General features: G+C 66.8%; 16 protein-coding genes and 2 riboswitches. Of the genes, 7 read left to right on the top strand and 9 right to left on the bottom strand.

All coding sequences use genetic code 11. The features are described 5' to 3' along the window. Window positions 1-83: 83 nt before the first annotated feature. The 3 genes from V6W80_RS12130 to V6W80_RS12120 all read right to left on the bottom strand — a co-directional run bounded on the left by V6W80_RS12130 (window position 84) and on the right by V6W80_RS12120 (window position 1,896). Window positions 84-518, bottom strand: coding sequence for a Spy/CpxP family protein refolding chaperone (locus tag V6W80_RS12130; protein ID WP_160922530.1), 435 nt, complete (start codon window positions 516-518; stop codon window positions 84-86). A 111-nt stretch (window positions 519-629) separates the two neighbouring features. Continuing rightward, the gene (locus V6W80_RS12125) at window positions 630-1,307 is read right to left on the bottom strand and encodes a response regulator transcription factor (protein WP_017640490.1); all 678 of its coding nucleotides are present in this window, start codon (window positions 1,305-1,307) and stop codon (window positions 630-632) included. A gap of 4 nt (window positions 1,308-1,311) precedes the next feature. Beyond that, a complete protein-coding gene (locus tag V6W80_RS12120) occupies window positions 1,312-1,896 on the bottom strand; it encodes a septation protein A (RefSeq protein WP_064308855.1) in 585 nt (194 codons plus the stop codon). Window positions 1,897-1,956: 60 nt separating this feature from the next. Here V6W80_RS12120 and V6W80_RS12115 point away from each other — a divergent pair, with 60 nt between their 5' ends. From V6W80_RS12115 to V6W80_RS12105, 3 genes are all read left to right on the top strand, one after another. After that, window positions 1,957-2,829: a PHP domain-containing protein gene (locus V6W80_RS12115; protein WP_017640492.1), complete on the top strand. Its 873-nt coding sequence runs from the start codon at window positions 1,957-1,959 to the stop codon at window positions 2,827-2,829. Then, window positions 2,826-3,455, top strand: a complete 630-nt coding sequence (locus V6W80_RS12110; protein ID WP_064308856.1) for an L-threonylcarbamoyladenylate synthase — start codon at window positions 2,826-2,828, stop codon at window positions 3,453-3,455. Before V6W80_RS12115 ends, V6W80_RS12110 begins: the two co-directional genes overlap by 4 nt. Window positions 3,456-3,565: 110 nt before the next feature. Further along, a complete protein-coding gene (locus V6W80_RS12105) occupies window positions 3,566-4,294 on the top strand; it encodes a segregation and condensation protein A (protein WP_160922791.1) in 729 nt (242 codons plus the stop codon). On the opposite strand, the gene V6W80_RS12100 is transcribed toward V6W80_RS12105, so the two are convergent. Genes V6W80_RS12100 through V6W80_RS12090 form a run of 3 tightly spaced genes read right to left on the bottom strand, consistent with a single transcriptional unit; the run spans window position 4,285 to window position 5,540 of the window. Then, on the bottom strand, window positions 4,285-4,659 hold the full coding sequence (locus V6W80_RS12100) for a cobalamin biosynthesis protein (protein ID WP_160922528.1): 375 nt from the start codon (window positions 4,657-4,659) through the stop codon (window positions 4,285-4,287). The two genes, V6W80_RS12105 and V6W80_RS12100, sit on opposite strands and share 10 nt — an antisense overlap. Next, window positions 4,659-5,336: a CbtA family protein gene (locus V6W80_RS12095; RefSeq protein ID WP_338544365.1), complete on the bottom strand. Its 678-nt coding sequence runs from the start codon at window positions 5,334-5,336 to the stop codon at window positions 4,659-4,661. The genes V6W80_RS12100 and V6W80_RS12095 overlap by 1 nt, the downstream gene beginning before the upstream one ends. 12 nt (window positions 5,337-5,348) lie before the next feature. Further along, window positions 5,349-5,540: a CbtB domain-containing protein gene (locus V6W80_RS12090; protein ID WP_017640497.1), complete on the bottom strand. Its 192-nt coding sequence runs from the start codon at window positions 5,538-5,540 to the stop codon at window positions 5,349-5,351. An 86-nt stretch (window positions 5,541-5,626) separates the two neighbouring features. Beyond that, window positions 5,627-5,964: riboswitch (cobalamin riboswitch) on the bottom strand. Window positions 5,965-6,022: 58 nt separating this feature from the next. Further along, window positions 6,023-6,254, top strand: a riboswitch (cobalamin riboswitch). 102 nt (window positions 6,255-6,356) lie between these two features. Between V6W80_RS12090 and cobW the strand changes: the two genes are divergently transcribed. From cobW to V6W80_RS12070, 4 genes are read left to right on the top strand one after another with little or no spacing between them, the layout of a single operon-like run. Beyond that, window positions 6,357-7,409: a cobalamin biosynthesis protein CobW gene (gene cobW / locus V6W80_RS12085; RefSeq protein ID WP_338544364.1), complete on the top strand. Its 1,053-nt coding sequence runs from the start codon at window positions 6,357-6,359 to the stop codon at window positions 7,407-7,409. A 6-nt stretch (window positions 7,410-7,415) separates the two neighbouring features. Further along, window positions 7,416-11,165 carry a cobaltochelatase subunit CobN gene (gene cobN, locus V6W80_RS12080; protein ID WP_338544363.1) on the top strand — a complete coding sequence of 1,250 codons (3,750 nt, stop codon included), beginning with the start codon at window positions 7,416-7,418 and terminating at the stop codon, window positions 11,163-11,165. A gap of 1 nt (window position 11,166) precedes the next feature. Next, a complete protein-coding gene (locus V6W80_RS12075; RefSeq protein WP_160922525.1) occupies window positions 11,167-12,204 on the top strand; it encodes an ATP-binding protein in 1,038 nt (345 codons plus the stop codon). Between the two features lie 20 nt (window positions 12,205-12,224). Then, window positions 12,225-12,869, top strand: coding sequence for a VWA domain-containing protein (locus tag V6W80_RS12070; protein ID WP_202401780.1), 645 nt, complete (start codon window positions 12,225-12,227; stop codon window positions 12,867-12,869). Between the two features lie 189 nt (window positions 12,870-13,058). On the opposite strand, the gene V6W80_RS12065 is transcribed toward V6W80_RS12070, so the two are convergent. The 3 genes from V6W80_RS12065 to aztA are packed head-to-tail and all read right to left on the bottom strand — an operon-like array spanning window position 13,059 to window position 15,591. Next, window positions 13,059-13,979, bottom strand: coding sequence for a metal ABC transporter substrate-binding protein (locus V6W80_RS12065; protein WP_064308863.1), 921 nt, complete (start codon window positions 13,977-13,979; stop codon window positions 13,059-13,061). Between the two features lie 11 nt (window positions 13,980-13,990). Next, window positions 13,991-14,860 (bottom strand): metal ABC transporter permease, encoded by an 870-nt coding sequence (locus tag V6W80_RS12060; RefSeq protein WP_160922524.1) that lies wholly within the window; start codon window positions 14,858-14,860, stop codon window positions 13,991-13,993. Further along, window positions 14,857-15,591: a zinc ABC transporter ATP-binding protein AztA gene (gene aztA / locus V6W80_RS12055; RefSeq protein ID WP_160922523.1), complete on the bottom strand. Its 735-nt coding sequence runs from the start codon at window positions 15,589-15,591 to the stop codon at window positions 14,857-14,859. The genes V6W80_RS12060 and aztA overlap by 4 nt, the downstream gene beginning before the upstream one ends. Window positions 15,592-15,838: the final 247 nt, after the last annotated feature.

Below are 15,838 nucleotides of genomic sequence, written 5' to 3'. Positions count from 1 at the left end.
CTTGTTTGTCTCTAGCTCGCGAGACTTTGGGCAGATTCTTAGTCAGACGCTGCGCCGAGGACCATCGGCGCAGCGATCGGGGATCAGGAGGACTTGTGGTCTTGCTTCCACTGCTGGAACTCGGCCCACTCCTTGGCGCGATCCTCACGCTTCTTCTCCATTTCGTCGAAGCGCTTCTGCTGATCGGGCTTGAGCAGGGCGCGAATGGACTGACGGGTCTTGTCGCGGTTGCCATCCAGTTGATCGTGCAGGGCCTTGCGCTGATCCTCGGGCAGTTTGTCGAGGTAGCTCTTGACGATCTCGCGCTGCTGCTGGCGTTCCTCGCCCATCAGCTTGCCGACCTGCTCGCGTTGCTCGGGGGTCAGCTTGAGACCGCGCAGGGGGCCGTCGCCACGCGGACCGCCATCCATCAGCTTGCCGTGGAGCGGCGGGGTGATGTCGGTGCTGTCCTGGGTAGCGGCCAGGGTCAGGGTCGGCAGCAGGGCGGCGAACAGCACGGCGGGCATGAGTTTGCGCATCGAGAAATCTCCTTGGGATGACCGGTGCAACACCGGATGAGCCCAGTCTAGGAGCGGGGGAGTCAGTGGCGGTCAGCGGGCGTAAAGAGGGGGTAAAGGCTGCGCGGTAGGCTAGACGCTGTAGTAGTAGCCGCGGCCCCGCAGCGCCAGGATGCGCGGACGACCGTCGGCATGGCTGCCGAGCTTGCGGCGCAGATTGCTGACATGCATGTCCAGGCTGCGATCGTAGAGCGTCAGCTTGCGGCCAAGAGCCGCCTGGGCCAGGGCCTGCTTTTCCAGGGGATCGCCCGGCTGGCGCAGCAGGGCTTCGAGGATGCGACTCTCGGTGAGGGTCAGGGTGATCTCGGTTTCGCCGATGTTGGCGACGCCGCGCGCCAGACTCAGCGACAGGTCGCCCAGCTGCAGGCGGGCCGCGGGCTGGGCCGGATGACTGCGTCTGAGGATGGCTCGGAGGCGGGCGGTGAGTTCGCGCGGATCGCAGGGCTTGGCCAGGTAGTCGTCGGCACCCAGCTCCAGGCCGAGGATCCGGTCGAGCGGTTCGCCCCGTCCCGACAGCATCAGCACGGGCAGTTGCGGATGATCGCTGCGCAGCTGCTTGAGCAATTCCAGGCCACTGCCGTCAGGCAGCATCACGTCCAGCACCACCACGTCCGGTGTCGCCTCGCGCAACTGGATGCGCGCGTCGCTGCCGGCATGACAGGCGGTGACCTCGAAGCCTTCCTGTTTCAGCCAGGCACCGAGCAGGTCGCACAGTTCCTGGTCGTCGTCGATCAGCAGTATCTGACTCATGGGATCAGTCTCGCGGTTCATCCATGGGTTGCAGATGGCGCGCCAGATAGAGGCCCTGACCGAGCATGAATACCAGGGTCATCGCCAGACTGCCAAAGACCTTGAAGTCGACCCAGAAGCTTTCGTAGGTGAAGGCCACGTAGAGATTCGCGCAGCCGCAGACGATGAAGAAGATGATCCAGGCGATGTTCAGCCGCGTCCAGATCGGGGCCGGCAGTCGTACCGCGTGGCCCAGCATGCGCTGGATCAGCGGCTTGTCGCCGATGAACTGGCTGCCCAGGAAAGCCAGGGCGAACAGCCAGTTCACCACCGGCGCTTTCCACTTCAGGAAGGTCTCGCTATGGAACGCCAGGGTCATGCCACCGAACACCAGGCAGGCGATCAGCGTCAGCCACTGACTCTTCTCCAGCCGGCGCTGGGTCGCGAAGATCGCGCCGTAGACCACCAGGGAGGCGATGATCAGGACCGCGGTGGCACTGAAGATGCCGCCCAGGGTAAAGGCGTGCCCGGCGAACTCCACCGGACGCGGATCGAGCTTGTAGACCAGGAAGAACAGGAGCAGGGGGATGAAATCGATGAATTGTTTCATTAACGCAGCCGATAGCAGTGCATCGCGGCATAATACCTGATGAAGCCGGAGGAGAAAGCCATGCGTATCGACCTGCACTGTCATACCACCGCGTCGGACGGCGCCTTCGCGCCCGCCGAGGTGGTCAGACGCGCCCATGAGCGCGGGGTGCAACTGCTGGCCATCACCGACCACGACACCCTGGATGGCTATGCCGAAGCCCTGGCAGCCGCGGATGGCCTGGGGCTGCGCCTGCTCTCCGGGATCGAGATGTCCTGCACCTGGGGCGGCGCGACTCTGCATGTGCTGGGCTACAACTTCGACCCCGAGGCGCCTGAGTTGAACGCCGCGCTGGAAGCCCTGCACGAAGGGCGCTGGGAACGCGCTCGGGAAATCGACCGGCGGCTGGCGGCCAAGGGCATGCCCGGCACCCTGGACGGCGCCCGGGCGGTGCAGCTGGCCCTGGGTGACAGTCGCAATGCGCCGGCCCGGCCGCATTTCGCCGAATACCTGGTGCAGGCGGGCTTTGTCGAGGACCGTGGCGAGGCTTTTCGCAAGTGGCTGGGCGGCGGCAAGCTCGGCGACGTCAAGCAGCACTGGCCGACCCTGGCCGAGACCCTGGCGACCCTGAAGGGCGCCAAGGCATGGATCAGTCTGGCCCATCCGCTGGCCTATGGCTTCACCCGCACCAAGCTGCGCAAGCTGATCGGGGAATTCGTCACCGGCGGCGGCCACGCCATCGAGGTGGTCAATGGCGTGCAGCCGGCCGAGCAGGTCGGCACCCTGGCAATTCTGGCGCGGGAATTCGGTCTGATGGTGAGTGCGGGCAGCGATTTCCATGCGCCGGCCGACTGGTCGGACCTGGGCATGTACCGTCCGTTGCCCGAAGATCTGCCGCCCCTCTGGGCGCGCTTCAGTCAACCGCTGTACCCTCAGAATCGGGAACCCCAATGAGCCAGTTCATCGAGATTCATCCGCAGAATCCCCAGCCGCGGCTGATTCGTCAGGCCGTGGAAGTCATCCAGTCCGGTGGCGTCATCGCCTATCCCACCGATTCGTCCTATGCGCTGGGCTGCCGTATCGGCGAGAAGAGCGCCGTGGAGCGCATCCGCCGCATCCGCCAGCTCGACGACAAGCACAACTTCACCCTGGTCTGCTGCGATCTCTCCGAGCTGGGCATCTATGCCAAGGTGGATACCAGCGCCTTCCGGCTGCTCAAGGCCTATACCCCCGGCCCCTACACCTTCATCCTCAACGCCACGCGCGAGGTGCCGCGCATGCTGCTGCACCCCAAGCGGCGCACCATTGGCGTACGGGTGCCCCAGCATCCCATCACCCTGGCGCTGCTGGAGGCGCTGGGCGAACCCTTGATGAGCGTGAGCCTGATCCTGCCGGGGGATGACGAAGCCCTGGGCGATGCCTGGGAGATCCGCGAGCGTCTCGAGCACTTCGTCGATCTGGTGATCGAAGGCGGACCGGGAGGCTTGCAGCCATCGACCGTCATCAGCCTGGCCGCCGACGAGCCGGAAGTGATCAGGGTCGGTGCCGGGGACCCGACGCCCTTCATGATCGAAGCATGAGCGAAGCCCTGGATCCCCAGCTGCTCGAACCCGAGCAGCTGCGCCTGGCGCTGGTCTATGGCGAGGCCTTCACCGAACTGCCCCAGGACCTCTATATCCCGCCGGATGCGCTGGAGGTCTTTCTCGAAGCTTTCGAAGGGCCGCTCGACCTGCTGCTCTATCTGATCCGCAAGCAGAACATCAATATCCTCGACATCCCGGTCGCCGAGATCACCCGGCAGTACATGAGCTATGTCGAGCTGATGAAGGCGGTGCAGCTGGAGTTGGCGGCCGAGTACCTGCTGATGGCCGCCATGCTGGCGGAGATCAAGTCGCGCATGCTGTTGCCGCGCGCCGAAGGCCTGGAAGCCGAGGAGGAGGATCCCCGCGCCGAACTGATCCGCCGCCTGCAGGAGTACGAGCGCTTCAAGAAGGCCGCCGAGGAGCTCGATGATCTGCCGCGGGAGGGCCGCAACTTCGTGGTGCCCACCTTGCCGGCGCCCGAGGCACGGGCGCGCAAGCTGTTGCCCGAGGTGGAGCTGGGCGAGTTGCTGCTGGCCATGGGTGAGGTCCTGCGCCGGGCCGATCTGTTCGAGAGTCACCAGGTGACCCGCGAGGTCCTGTCCACCCGCGAGCGCATGAGTCAGGTGCTGGAGCGCCTCAAGGATGGCGCCTTCGTGCCCTTCGTGGCGCTTTTCACCCTGGATGAGGGGCGTCTCGGCGTGGTGGTGACCTTCATGGCGATCCTCGAGCTGGTCAAGGAAGCCCTGGTGGAACTGGTACAGAACGAGCCCTTCAGCCCCATCCATGTCCGCGCCCGGGTCAGCGACGCCGAAGCGCAAGCGGCGTCTCAGGCGTAGGCCAAGGCTGCCGTTGCCGCCGCGCTCTTGCGTTTGCTCACCAACAGGCGGGCGCCTTCACCGGCTGCCACCAGGGCCGCGGCTTCGGCGACACTGGAGCTGCCAACATGCTGCAACACCCGCTTACTGGCTGAGGTTATGCCGCGTTCTTGCGCCAGGCGTTCAGCGGGAAAGCCCTGTAAGGGCAGCTGCCAGCGTTGGGCGAGGGTGCGCAGTCCGCGTTCTTCGAGTCGACTGGCCACCGTCGCCAAGGCGGTCAGGGCGGCACGGTCGCAGCCGGCTTCCTGCAGCACCTCTTGCGCCAGCTCGGCAAGCTCCTCCACCGAACAATCCCGACGGCAACCTAGGCCCAGGACCAGCGCCATCAGCCTTGCGGCTCCTGACGGCGGAACAGCCAGCTGCACGCCAGGCCTAGCAATAGCCAGAAAGGCAGGTTGCTCACCAGCACGGCGATCTGGAAGTGCCGTTGCAGTTCTTGTGGTGCCAGGCTCTCATGCGCGACCGGCTGGGGCGCTCCCAGCAAGTGGGGAATGACCAGCAGGCCCAGAGCGGCGATCTTGAAGCCTGGGTGGCGGGCGAACGCCAGCAGGGCGAGGGCGGCCGCGGTAGCGCCCGAGGTGCCTATCCACCAAGCCTGGCGCAGGGTGAGGTCCGCCGCGGCCGTGCCTGGTAGCTCCGGTGGCAGGCCCAGGCTCGGCGCGAGGCAGAAGGTGGCGTAGCCGGCCAGCCCCCACAGCAGGCCCTGGTAGGTCCGGTTCGGCGCGCGCAGGTTGAACAGGCCGGCGAGCACCAGGCCGAAACCCACGGCCACCACCAGGTTACCGCCGAAGGTCGACAGGGTGCGCGGCCAGCCATCTGCCGGGGCCCAGGCTTCTTCCTCGCCGTGATCCTGGTGCTCGGCCATGGCCGGGGCTTCGGTCTGGACCTCGTAGGTTTCCGCCTGGAGGATGAGCGGCGTCATCCAGACGCTTTGCAAGATGCTCAGCAACAGAGCGGCGAGCAGCCCGGCCACGCCGGCACTGAAGGCGATACGCTGAAACATGACGTACTCCTCTTAGTGGCAGGGGAAGCCTTCGCTGTGGCGGGTATCGTGGGCACCGTTGTGCAGCGCTTCGACATGGGAGAAACCGGCCAGGAACACCAGGCCCAGGCCGAGCAGGCAGGCGAGCAGCGTAGCGGTCAGGCGTTGGGCGCGGGTATGGGTATGAGGCTGGGGCAGGGCGGTCGTCGAGCGGGTAGCGGTCATGGCAAGGCCTCGGAGTCGAAGCGGCAGGGACGCGCCGAGGCAGCGAACCGCAGGCGGCCGCCGTCCAGCACGACCGCCCACCGCGGGTTGCTTGAAAGCGACAGGCCGGTCTCCGGACTCACGAGGGTCTCAAGGTGCGGTCTTGGCTGCGCGTCGGCCTGGCAGCGTTGAAGCCCTTCGCGGAGTGCTCATTTACTCTCGGTAAATTGCGCTTCCTTGAAGGGTTCCGCTTTGCCAGGTGCTAGCTCGCGCAAGACCGCATTCCCGTACGACTACCAGGATCGCCTTCCCCAAGCTTGCCAGCCGGGTGGCATCGTGATCCTGCGCTCGTCTACCGTTGCGGGGGCAGTGCCGGACTTGGACCGGCTTCCCGTTTCACCGCGACCCCTGGCGGAGTCGCGACACCTGAAGCAGGGGCGAGCAGACCACGCGGGTCGTCCGACGGTCAAGCCTGTTCGATTGACACCCCGGCGGGGCACTCGTAGCCTGTCGGGCTTCGAGGTGCTCTTGTCCGCAAGAGCTTGAAAGGGAACGCGGTGCGACACCGCGGCTGCCCCCGCAACTGTAAGCGGCATCTTCAGCCTCTCCACAGAGCCTGTTCATAATTGACGCTAGCTCGCGAAATGATGAACAAGCTTTAAGGCCACTGCTCACGCGGGAAGGCTGGAGTAGGGCGCCGTGAGCCAGGAGACCTGCCTCGCTAGCTTTCCATACGCAACCGGGCGGGGTGATCCGGGCTGCCACCAGGGCCTTGCCGCTGCGCGAGCGCCTGGCATGCCTGCCCGTCTTTTTTCGCTTTCTTTCTAAGGGCAGCCCATGAAAACCCTGGCCAAGACTCCCGTCACCATCGTCACCGGCTTCCTCGGTTCCGGCAAGACCACCCTGCTGCGGCACATGCTCGACCATGCCGAAGGCCGCCGCATCGCGGTGATCGTCAACGAATTCGGCGAGCTGGGCATCGATGGCGAGATCCTCCGCCAGTGCAGCATCGGCTGTACCGAAGAAGAGGCCCAGGGCCGCGTCTTCGAATTGGCCAATGGCTGCCTGTGCTGCACCGTGCAGGAAGAATTCTTTCCGGTGATGAAGGAGCTGGTGGCGCGTCGCGGCGACATCGACCACATCCTCATCGAGACCAGCGGCCTGGCGCTGCCCAAGCCTCTGGTGCAGGCCTTCCAGTGGCCGGAGATCCGCAACGCCTGCACCGTGGACGCGGTGATCACCGTGGTCGACAGTCCCGCGGTGGCGGCCGGCACCTTCGCCGCCCATCCCGAGCAGGTGGATGCCCAGCGCCGCCAGGACCCCAACCTGGACCATGAATCGCCGCTGCACGAGTTGTTCGAAGATCAACTGGCCAGTGCCGACCTGGTGATCCTCAACAAGACCGATGGCCTGGACGCCGAGGCCCTGGCCCGGGTCCGCGCCGAGGTGAGCAAAGAGTTGCCGTCCGCGGTCAAGGTGGTGGAAGCCAGTCGTGGCGTGCTGCCCCTGTCGGTGCTGCTGGGCTTGCAAGCCGAATCCGAGGCCCATATCGACAGCCGTCCGACCCACCATGACCTCGAAGGTCATGAAGACCATGACCACGATGAATTCGACTCCTTTGGCGTAGACCTGCCTGAGGTGGCGGAAGCGACCCTGCTGGCGGCGCTGACCGAGGTGGTCAAGAGCCATGGCGTGCTGCGGGTGAAGGGCTTCGCGGCCATTGCCGGCAAGCCGCTGCGACTGCTGGTGCAGGGGGTCGGTACCCGCTTCGACAAGCATTTCGACCGTGCCTGGAAGACCGGCGAGACCCGCAGCACCCAGTTGGTGCTGATCGGCCAGGAGCTGGACCAGGCGGCGATCACCGCCCAGTTGCGCGCCGCGGTCGCCTGACGCCAGATGCATCTGCTGCGTACCCAGCCGGGCGGCTTCGTCCCGGACGACGGCATCGCCCATCTGGCGCAGACGCCGGGTGAGATCGTCGTGCTCTGCAGTGGCGATTCGCATCTGGCCCTGCTGGCCGAGGCGACTCGTACCCTGGATGCCGGCTATCCCAGCCTGCGCCTGGCCAATCCCATGCAGCTGCAGAACCACGCCTCGGTGGACCTCTACGTCGAGGAGGTGCTGAGCCAGGCGCGAGTGGTGTTCATCTCCCTGCATGGCGGCCAGGGCTACTGGCGCTATGGCATGGAACGCCTCGCCGAGCTGGCCGCGCGGGGGCTGACCCTGATCGCAGTGCCCGGCTGCGATCGCCCTGACCCTGAGCTGATGGCTCTGGGCACCGTGGCACCGGACCTGGCCGAACGGCTGTGGCGCTACCTCCGTCAAGGCGGCCTGGGCAATGCCCGGGATTTCCTGCACTGCCTGGCCGCCGAATGCCTGGATGCCCGATACCTTTACGAGCCACCGAGGGAGTTGCCGCGGGTGGCGGTCTATCAGCCTGAAGGCCTGGGGCTGGCCGGCTGGCGCCAACGCTGGCGACAGGACTGGCCCACGGCGGCGCTGCTGTTCTACCGCACCCATCTGCAGTCGGCCAATACCGCCTTCATCGACGCTTTCTGCGCGCAACTCGAGGCCCAGGGGCTGAATCCGCTGCCCATCGCCGTGGCCAGCCTCAAGGAGGCGGCCTGCCTGACGGAAGTCGAGCGGCTGCTGGACGAGACCGACACCGCGCTGATTCTCAATACCACCGGCTTCGCCCAGTCCAGTCCGGAGCGGCCGAATCTCACGCCGTTCCGCCGACCGGTGCCGGTACTCCAGGCCATCTGCGCCCAGGACAATCGCGAACGCTGGCAGGAGAACCCCCAGGGTCTGGGGGCCCGCGACCTGGCCATGCACATCGCCCTGCCGGAGCTGGACGGGCGCATCATCACCCGGCCGATCAGTTTCAAGGGCCTGGCCTGGCGCTGCGAGCGCAGCCAGAGCGACGTGGTCAACTACCAGGCCGATAGCGAGCGCATGGCCTTCGTCGCGCGGCTGGCGCGCAGCTGGATCGAACTGGCGCGGCGTCCCGCAGCGGACAAGCGCATCGCCCTGATCCTGGCCAACTATCCGACCCGCGACGGCCGCATCGGCAATGGCGTCGGCCTGGATACCCCGGCAGCGGCGCTCAAGGTGCTGCAGGCGCTGCAGACGGCCGGCTATCCGGTGGCCAATCTGCCTGAAAGCGGTACCGCCCTGATCGAGCGGCTGCTCGGTGGGGTGACCAACGACAGCGCCCTGCGCGATCTGCGCCCGGCCCTGCAGAGTCTGGCGCTGCAGGACTACCAGTCGCTATTCGCCCAGTTGCCCCTCAGCCTGCAGCAAGCGGTGACCGAGCGCTGGGGCGGGCCCGAGGCCGATCCCATGCATCGGCGCGGTCGGCTCATGGTAGCCGGGGTGCGCTTTGGCCTGACCTTCGTCGGTATCCAGCCGGCGCGCGGCTATGACGTCGATCCGGCGGCGGTCTACCACGACCCCTCGCTGGTGCCGCCCCATGGCTACCTGGCCTTCTATTTCTGGCTGCGCGAGGCCTATGGCGCCCAGGCGGTGGTGCATCTGGGCAAGCACGGCAATCTGGAGTGGCTGCCGGGCAAGGGCGTCGGGCTGTCGGCGGAGTGTTGGCCGGACGCCATCCTCGGACCGCTGCCCAACGTCTATCCCTTCATCGTCAACGACCCGGGCGAGGGTGCCCAGGCCAAGCGGCGCACCCAGGCGGTGATCATCGACCATTTGATGCCGCCGCTGACCCGCGCCGAAAGCTACGGGCCGCTGCGCGACCTGGAGCGCCTGGCCGACGAATACTATGACGCCAGCCTGCTGGACCTGCGACGCGCCACCGAATTGCGCGGCGAGATCCTGCAGCTGGTGCGCGAAACGGCCCTGGATCGCGAACTGGGGCTGGTGATCACCGAGGACCCGGACAGCTGGCTGCCGCAACTGGACGCCTATCTCTGCGATCTCAAGGAATCCCAGATCCGCGACGGCCTCCATGTGTTCGGCGAGTCGCCCACCGGGCAGCTGCGGCGGGATACTCTGGTCGCCCTGCTGCGCATCCCCCGGGGCGATGCCCAGGGCGGGAATGCCAGTCTCCTGCGGGCGCTGGCCAAGGATCTGCAGCTGGCGTTCGATCCCTTGGCCGCCGATCTCGGCGAGCCATGGCAGGGACCGCGTCCGCCGTGCCTGGTGGCTCTTTCCACCGAAGCCTGGCGGACTCTGGGCGATACGCGCGAGCGGCTCGAGTTGCTGGCGCTTGCCCTGGTCGCCGCAATGGTGGAGGGTGAACCCTTGCCACTGGCGCTGGCCGAACTGCCGGCGACCCGCCCGGTGCTGGAGCACCTGGTCGCCCAGGTGGCGCCGGCGCTGGACGCCTGTGGACCGGCGGAAATCGGCGGCCTGCTGGCGGCCCTGGACGGGCGCTTCGTTCCTGCCGGACCCAGCGGCGCCCCCAGTCGCGGCCGGCTGGACGTCCTGCCCACCGGGCGTAACTTCTTTTCCGTGGATGTGCGCAATCTGCCGAGCATGACCGCCTGGCGCCTCGGCTGGCAGTCGGCCAATCTGCTGCTGGAGCGCCATCTGCAGGAGGAGGGCGATCACCTGCGCCAACTGGGCCTCTCGGTCTGGGGCACCGCGACCATGAGAACCGGCGGCGACGACATCGCCCAGGCCATGGCGCTGCTGGGCGTGCGTCCGGTATGGCAGACCGGCAGCGCTCGGGTGGAGGACTTCGAGATCCTGCCGCTGTCGCTGCTGGATCGACCGCGGGTGGATGTCACCCTGCGCATCTCCGGTTTCTTCCGCGACGCCTTCGGCGGTCTGGTACGGCTGTTCGATGCCGCGGTCCAGGCGGTCGCCGCGCTGGACGAACCGGACGATCTCAACCCCCTGGCCGCCCAGGTGCGCCGCGAGCGCGCTGCGCTGGAAGCGGCCGGTACCGCCGCCGATCTGGCGCGGCGTCAGGCCGGCTGGCGCATCTTCGGCGCCCAGCCCGGGGCCTATGGCGCCGGTGTCCAGGGTGCGGTGGAAGAGCGCCAGTGGCAGGAGCGCAGCGAGCTGGCCACGGCCTATCTCAATTGGGGCGGCTACGCCTATGGCGCCGAGGATGACGGCACCGCCGCCCGTGACGACTTCTCGCGCCGCCTGGGTCGCCTGCAAGCGGTGCTGCAGAACCAGGACAACCGCGAGCACGACCTGCTCGATTCCAACGACTACTACCAGTTCCAGGGCGGCATGCTGGCCGCTGCCGAGACCCTGAGCGGCCAGCGTCGCGCCAGTTACTTCGGCGACCACGCCCAGGCCGATCTGCCCAGGATTCGTACTCTCAAGGAAGAGCTGGGGCGGGTAGTGCGCTCCCGGGCGGCCAATCCCAAGTGGATCGCCGGCATGAAGCGCCACGGCTACAAGGGCGCCTTCGAGATGGCCGCTACCGTGGACTATCTGTTCGGCTTCGGCGCCACCACCGAGCTGGTGGAGGATCACCAGTACCGGCAATTGGCCGATGCCTACTTGCTCGATGCCGATACCCGCGACTTCGTCGAACGCCACAACCCCGAGGCCCTGCGCGACATGACCGAGCGCCTGCTGGAAGCCCAGCAACGTGGCCTCTGGCAGGAGCCAGGCGACTACCGCGACGCCCTCGAACAGCTATTGATGGATATGGATGAAGCCTGAGATGACCGCCCCCGTCTTTCCCCTGGCCGCCGTGGTCGGCGCCGAGCCCCTGAAGCTGGCGCTGTGCCTCAACGCCATCGATCCCCGCATCGGCGGCGTACTGATCGAGGGGCCGCGCGGCATGGCCAAGTCCACCCTGGCTCGCGGGCTGGCTGACCTGCTCGGTGACGGTCCTTTCATCACCTTGCCGCTTGGCGCCAGCGAGGAGCGCATCGTCGGCACCCTGGATCTGGACGCTGCGCTGGGCGAGGGCCGGGCGCGCTTCGCGCCGGGTGTCCTGGCGGCTGCGGATGGGGGCGTGCTCTATGTCGACGAGGTCAATCTGCTGCCGGATCACCTGGTCGACCTGCTGCTGGACGTGGCCGCCAGCGGTGTCAACCGGGTGGAGCGGGACGGCATCTCCCATGAGCACGCCGCCCGTTTCCTGCTGGTGGGCACCATGAATCCGGAGGAGGGCGAGTTGCGCCCCCAGTTGCTGGATCGCTTCGGCTTTGCCCTGGCGTTGGACAGCCGGCCGGCACCTCTTGAGCGGGCCGAGATCCTGCGTCGACGCCTGGCGTTCGACAGCGATCCCGCGGCCTTTGTCGCTCAATGGGCGTCCGATCAGGCGCAGTTGCGCGAACGTTGCGCCCAGGCCCGTGCACGCCTTGGCAGCATTCCCCTGGATGATGCGGCCCTTGAGATCATCACCACGGCTTGCCACCAGGCCGGCGTCGATGGCCTCCGCGCCGACCTGGTCTGGCTGCGCGCCGCCCGGGCCCATGCCGCCTGGCGCGATGCCGCGCTGATCGAGCACGTGGATATCATTGCCGTCGCCGATTTCGCCCTGCGCCATCGGCGACGGGACATAAAAGATTCAACCTCGTTAATACCACCCCTAGAGGAACGACTGCCCTCTGACCCTTCGGAGCGAGGGAAAAGTGATCAGCAGGGACAGGGTGACGTCGAGCCCTCAGGCGACGATGGCTGGGGCGCCCTGGCAGCGGAGCCCGTGGCATCGGGCCTCAGACGCCGGTTGGGCGAGGCAAAAAAGCCTTAGGCATCCGATCGTCCCATACCCTGGATCGCGATGCCCGAAGCGGGGCGGGCAAGGCCACTGGGGGTCGCCACGGCGCTCGTTCGTCGGGCACGGAAGGTGCCATCGCCTGGGGGCCGACGCTGCTTCGCGGTCGTCCGCGGCGCGCCGGTGATCTCCTGCGCCAGCCGCGCAGTCGGCGTCCGGCACAGCTCTGGTTGGTGATCCTCGATCATTCCGCCTCCACCCGCCGCCACGGTGCCCTGACCCAGGCCAAGGGCCTGCTGGCCGACTGGTTCGAGCAGGCCTACCGCCAGCGGGTCAGCGTCGCCGTACTGCAGGCGGCAGGGGAACGACCCGAATGGTCCTTCCAGGGGCAACGCAGCGGTCAGGCGTTGCAGGCTTGGCTGGAGCAGCTAGGCGCAGGGGGCGGTACGCCCTTGCTGGCGGGGCTGGCGGAAGCTCATGACTGGCTGAAGACTCGGCGGCGGCAGCGTCCCGGCGAGGAATGCCGGTTGCTGCTGGTCACCGACGGGCGCCTGCGTGAGCTGGAGGGGCTGGCTATACCGGACTGCCCCATCCGGGTGTTGGATATCGAACTGGGGCCGCTGCGCCTGGGACGGGCAGCGGAGCTGGCCCGGCGCTTGGGTGCGGAATACCGGCACCTGGAAGAGGTGCCGGTGGTTTAGGTGACCAGTCTTGCGTCGAAGCCGAACGCGAAGGTGCTCAACCCTCGCGTTGTTGGGCTTCGCGCCGCTCAACCCAACCTACCGGTCCGGCGTAGGTTGGGTTGAGACGGCTCCACTGTCGAAGCCCAACGTGAGGGGACTTGTTGAGTTTCGCTACGCTCAACCCAACCTACCGAAAGACCCCGGGCCTCAATGCCCGCCCTTCATCGCCTTGACCAGGGTATCCACGTTGTAGCGGAACATGGCTGCGTAGGTGGACGCCGGGCCATCGGCGGGTGACAGGGCCTCCACATAGAGCTCGCCGCCCGGCTGGGCACCGCTGGCCTTGGCGATCTGCTGCACCAGGCGCGGGTCATTGGAGTTCTCGAAGAAGTAGGCGGCGACGTGCTCCTGCTTGATCTGGCGGATCAGCTTGGCGACGTCCTGGGCGGAGGCCTCGGCCTCGGTCGACAGGCCCAACGGCGAAATGAAGGTCACGCCATAGGCATCGGCGAAGTAGCCGAAGGCGTCATGGGAGGTCAGCACCTTGCGCTGCTGCTTGGGCACCTGGCCGATCTGCTCGCGGGCATAGCGATCCAGGGCCTCCAGTTCGGCGATGTAGCGATCGCCGTTGGCCTTGAAGGTGGCGGCAGCCGCCGGATCCACCTCGGACAGCGCCTTCACCACGTTGCGGGTGTAGACGACCACATTGAGCGGGTTGTTCCAGACATGGGGGTCGATACCGCCATGGTCGTGATCATGGTCAGCATGGCCGTGTTCATCCTCGTCTTCCGCCATTTCGCGGGTCTTGATCCCTTCGCTGAGCACCACTGGCGGACGTGCCTGGCCGGAAGCCTTGATCAGGCGATCCATCCAGCCTTCCAGGTGCAGGCCACTCATGAAGACCACGTTGGCCTGTTTCAGCGCCTGGGCATCCGTGGGCGTCGGTTCGTAGGCATGGGGATCGCCATTGGGACCGACCAGGGAGGTGACCTGGACCTGGTCGCCGCCGACCTGTTTGACCACGTCGGCGATCACGGTAAAGGTGGCGACGGCCTTGACCGGTGCGGCCTGTACCTGGCCGGCGGCGGCGAGCAGCAGGGCAGCGCCCAGGGAAAACAGGGATTTCATGGTGACTCCTTTCAATGGGTGAGATGAGGGCGGGGACGCAGCCGTCGATAGAGCCCCAGACGGCCGAACAGCAGGGATAGGAGATAGCAGCCACCGGCGGTGAGCACGATGGCGGGGCCGGAGGCGCAGCCGAGGTGGTAGGACAGCACCAGGCCGACCAGCCCGCTGAGACTGGCGATCAGACTGGCCACCGCCATCAGGCCGGGCAGGCTGTTGGCCCAGAAGCGCGCGGCGGTGGCCGGCAGCATCATCAGGCCCACTGCCATCAGGGTGCCCAGGGCCTGGAAGCCGGCGACCAAGTTGAGCACCACCAGCAGCAGGAACAGCAGGTGATAGAGCGAGCCACGGCCACCCACGGCGCGCAGGAAGCCCGGGTCGAAGCATTCCAGGGCCAGTGGCCGGTAGATCACCGCCAGCACCACCAGCGACAGGGTGGCGATGCCGGCGACCAGGTAGAGCGCCATGGCGTCGATGGCCAGGATGGTGCCGAACAGCACGTGCAGCAAATCCACGCTGGAGCCGTGCAGCGATACGATCAGCACCCCGGCAGCCAGGGAAATCAGGTAGAAGCTGGCGAAACTGGCGTCTTCGCGTTGGCTGGTGAAGCGGCTGACCAGACCTGCGAGTCCGGCCACCAGCAGTCCGGCGAGCATGCCGCCGATGCCCATGGCTGGCAGCGACAGCCCGGCGACCATGAAGCCCAGCGCCGCACCCGGCAGCACGGCGTGACTCATGGCATCGCCCACCAGGCTCATGCGCCTGAGCATCAGCAGAACGCCCACCGGACCGGCGCCCAGCGCCAGGGCCAGGCAGGCCACCAGGGCGCGGCGCATGAAGCCGAATTCGACGAAGGGTTCGAAGAGGAGCTGATAGAGGGTCATGCGCGTTCACAGACCCCCGCATGAGCGTCCCAGTGTTCGGCGAGATTGCGGGCGCGGGCCAGATTCTCGGTGATCAGCACCTGGTCGGTATGGCCCCAGGCGATGGCTTCCCGGGCCAGCAGCAGGGTCTCGGGAAAGTGCTGACGGACCTGCTCCAGGTCGTGCAGCACGGCGATCACGGTACGGCCCTGGCCATGCCAGCGCCTGACGATGGTCAGCAGATCCGCGGTGGTGCGGGCATCGATGGCGGTGAAGGGCTCGTCCAGCAGCAGCACGGGCGCATCCTGCAGCAGCAAGCGCGCGAACAGCACCCGCTGGAACTGGCCAGAAGACAGGGCGCCGACCAGGCGATCCTCCAGGCCTTCGAGGCCTACGGCCTGCAACGCCTCTGTTGCGTCCTTCCGGTGTGCAGCGGTGACGCCGCGCCAGAGGCCCAAACCACGCCAAGCGCCCAGCACCACGGTTTCCAGCACGCTGAGTGGAAAGCTGCGATCGATCTCTGCGGCCTGGGGCAGATAGCCCAGACGGCGTTGCGGCACTGCCCGGTTGACCCGGCCGCTGAGCGGTCGCAGGGTGCCGGCAATGGCCTTGAGCAGGGTGGACTTGCCCGCCCCATTGGGACCGACGATGGCGGTCAGACTGCCGGTCCGGAAGCACCCGCTGAGATGATGAATGGCTGGATGCCGCTGATAGGCCAGCGTCAGGTCCTGGAGTTCGATGGCGGCGCTCATGGCAGGGCGACCGCCCAGCTTACAGCCAGCCACAGAGCGACTAGGGGAATGCAGGCGAGCGACAGACGAGCGGGTACGGAGAGCAATAGCAGGGAAGGGCGCGGGGATGCCATGATCGAGCCTTGGATAACGAAGCAAAAGTTATAACATAACAAATACTGCTTCGTCATCAGCTCGCCAGGACCACTCCTGCAGCGAGGCAGCTGAGCATCAGGGCCGCTGGAGTGACCCTACCAACGATGGCGCA

The sequence above is a fragment of the Pseudomonas benzopyrenica genome (assembly GCF_036884265.1).
GTDB classification, from domain to species: Bacteria; Pseudomonadota; Gammaproteobacteria; order Pseudomonadales; family Pseudomonadaceae; genus Chryseomonas; species Chryseomonas benzopyrenica.
Note: the sequence above shows the minus strand (reverse complement) of the source record. Positions and strands in the feature narration are given on the sequence as shown.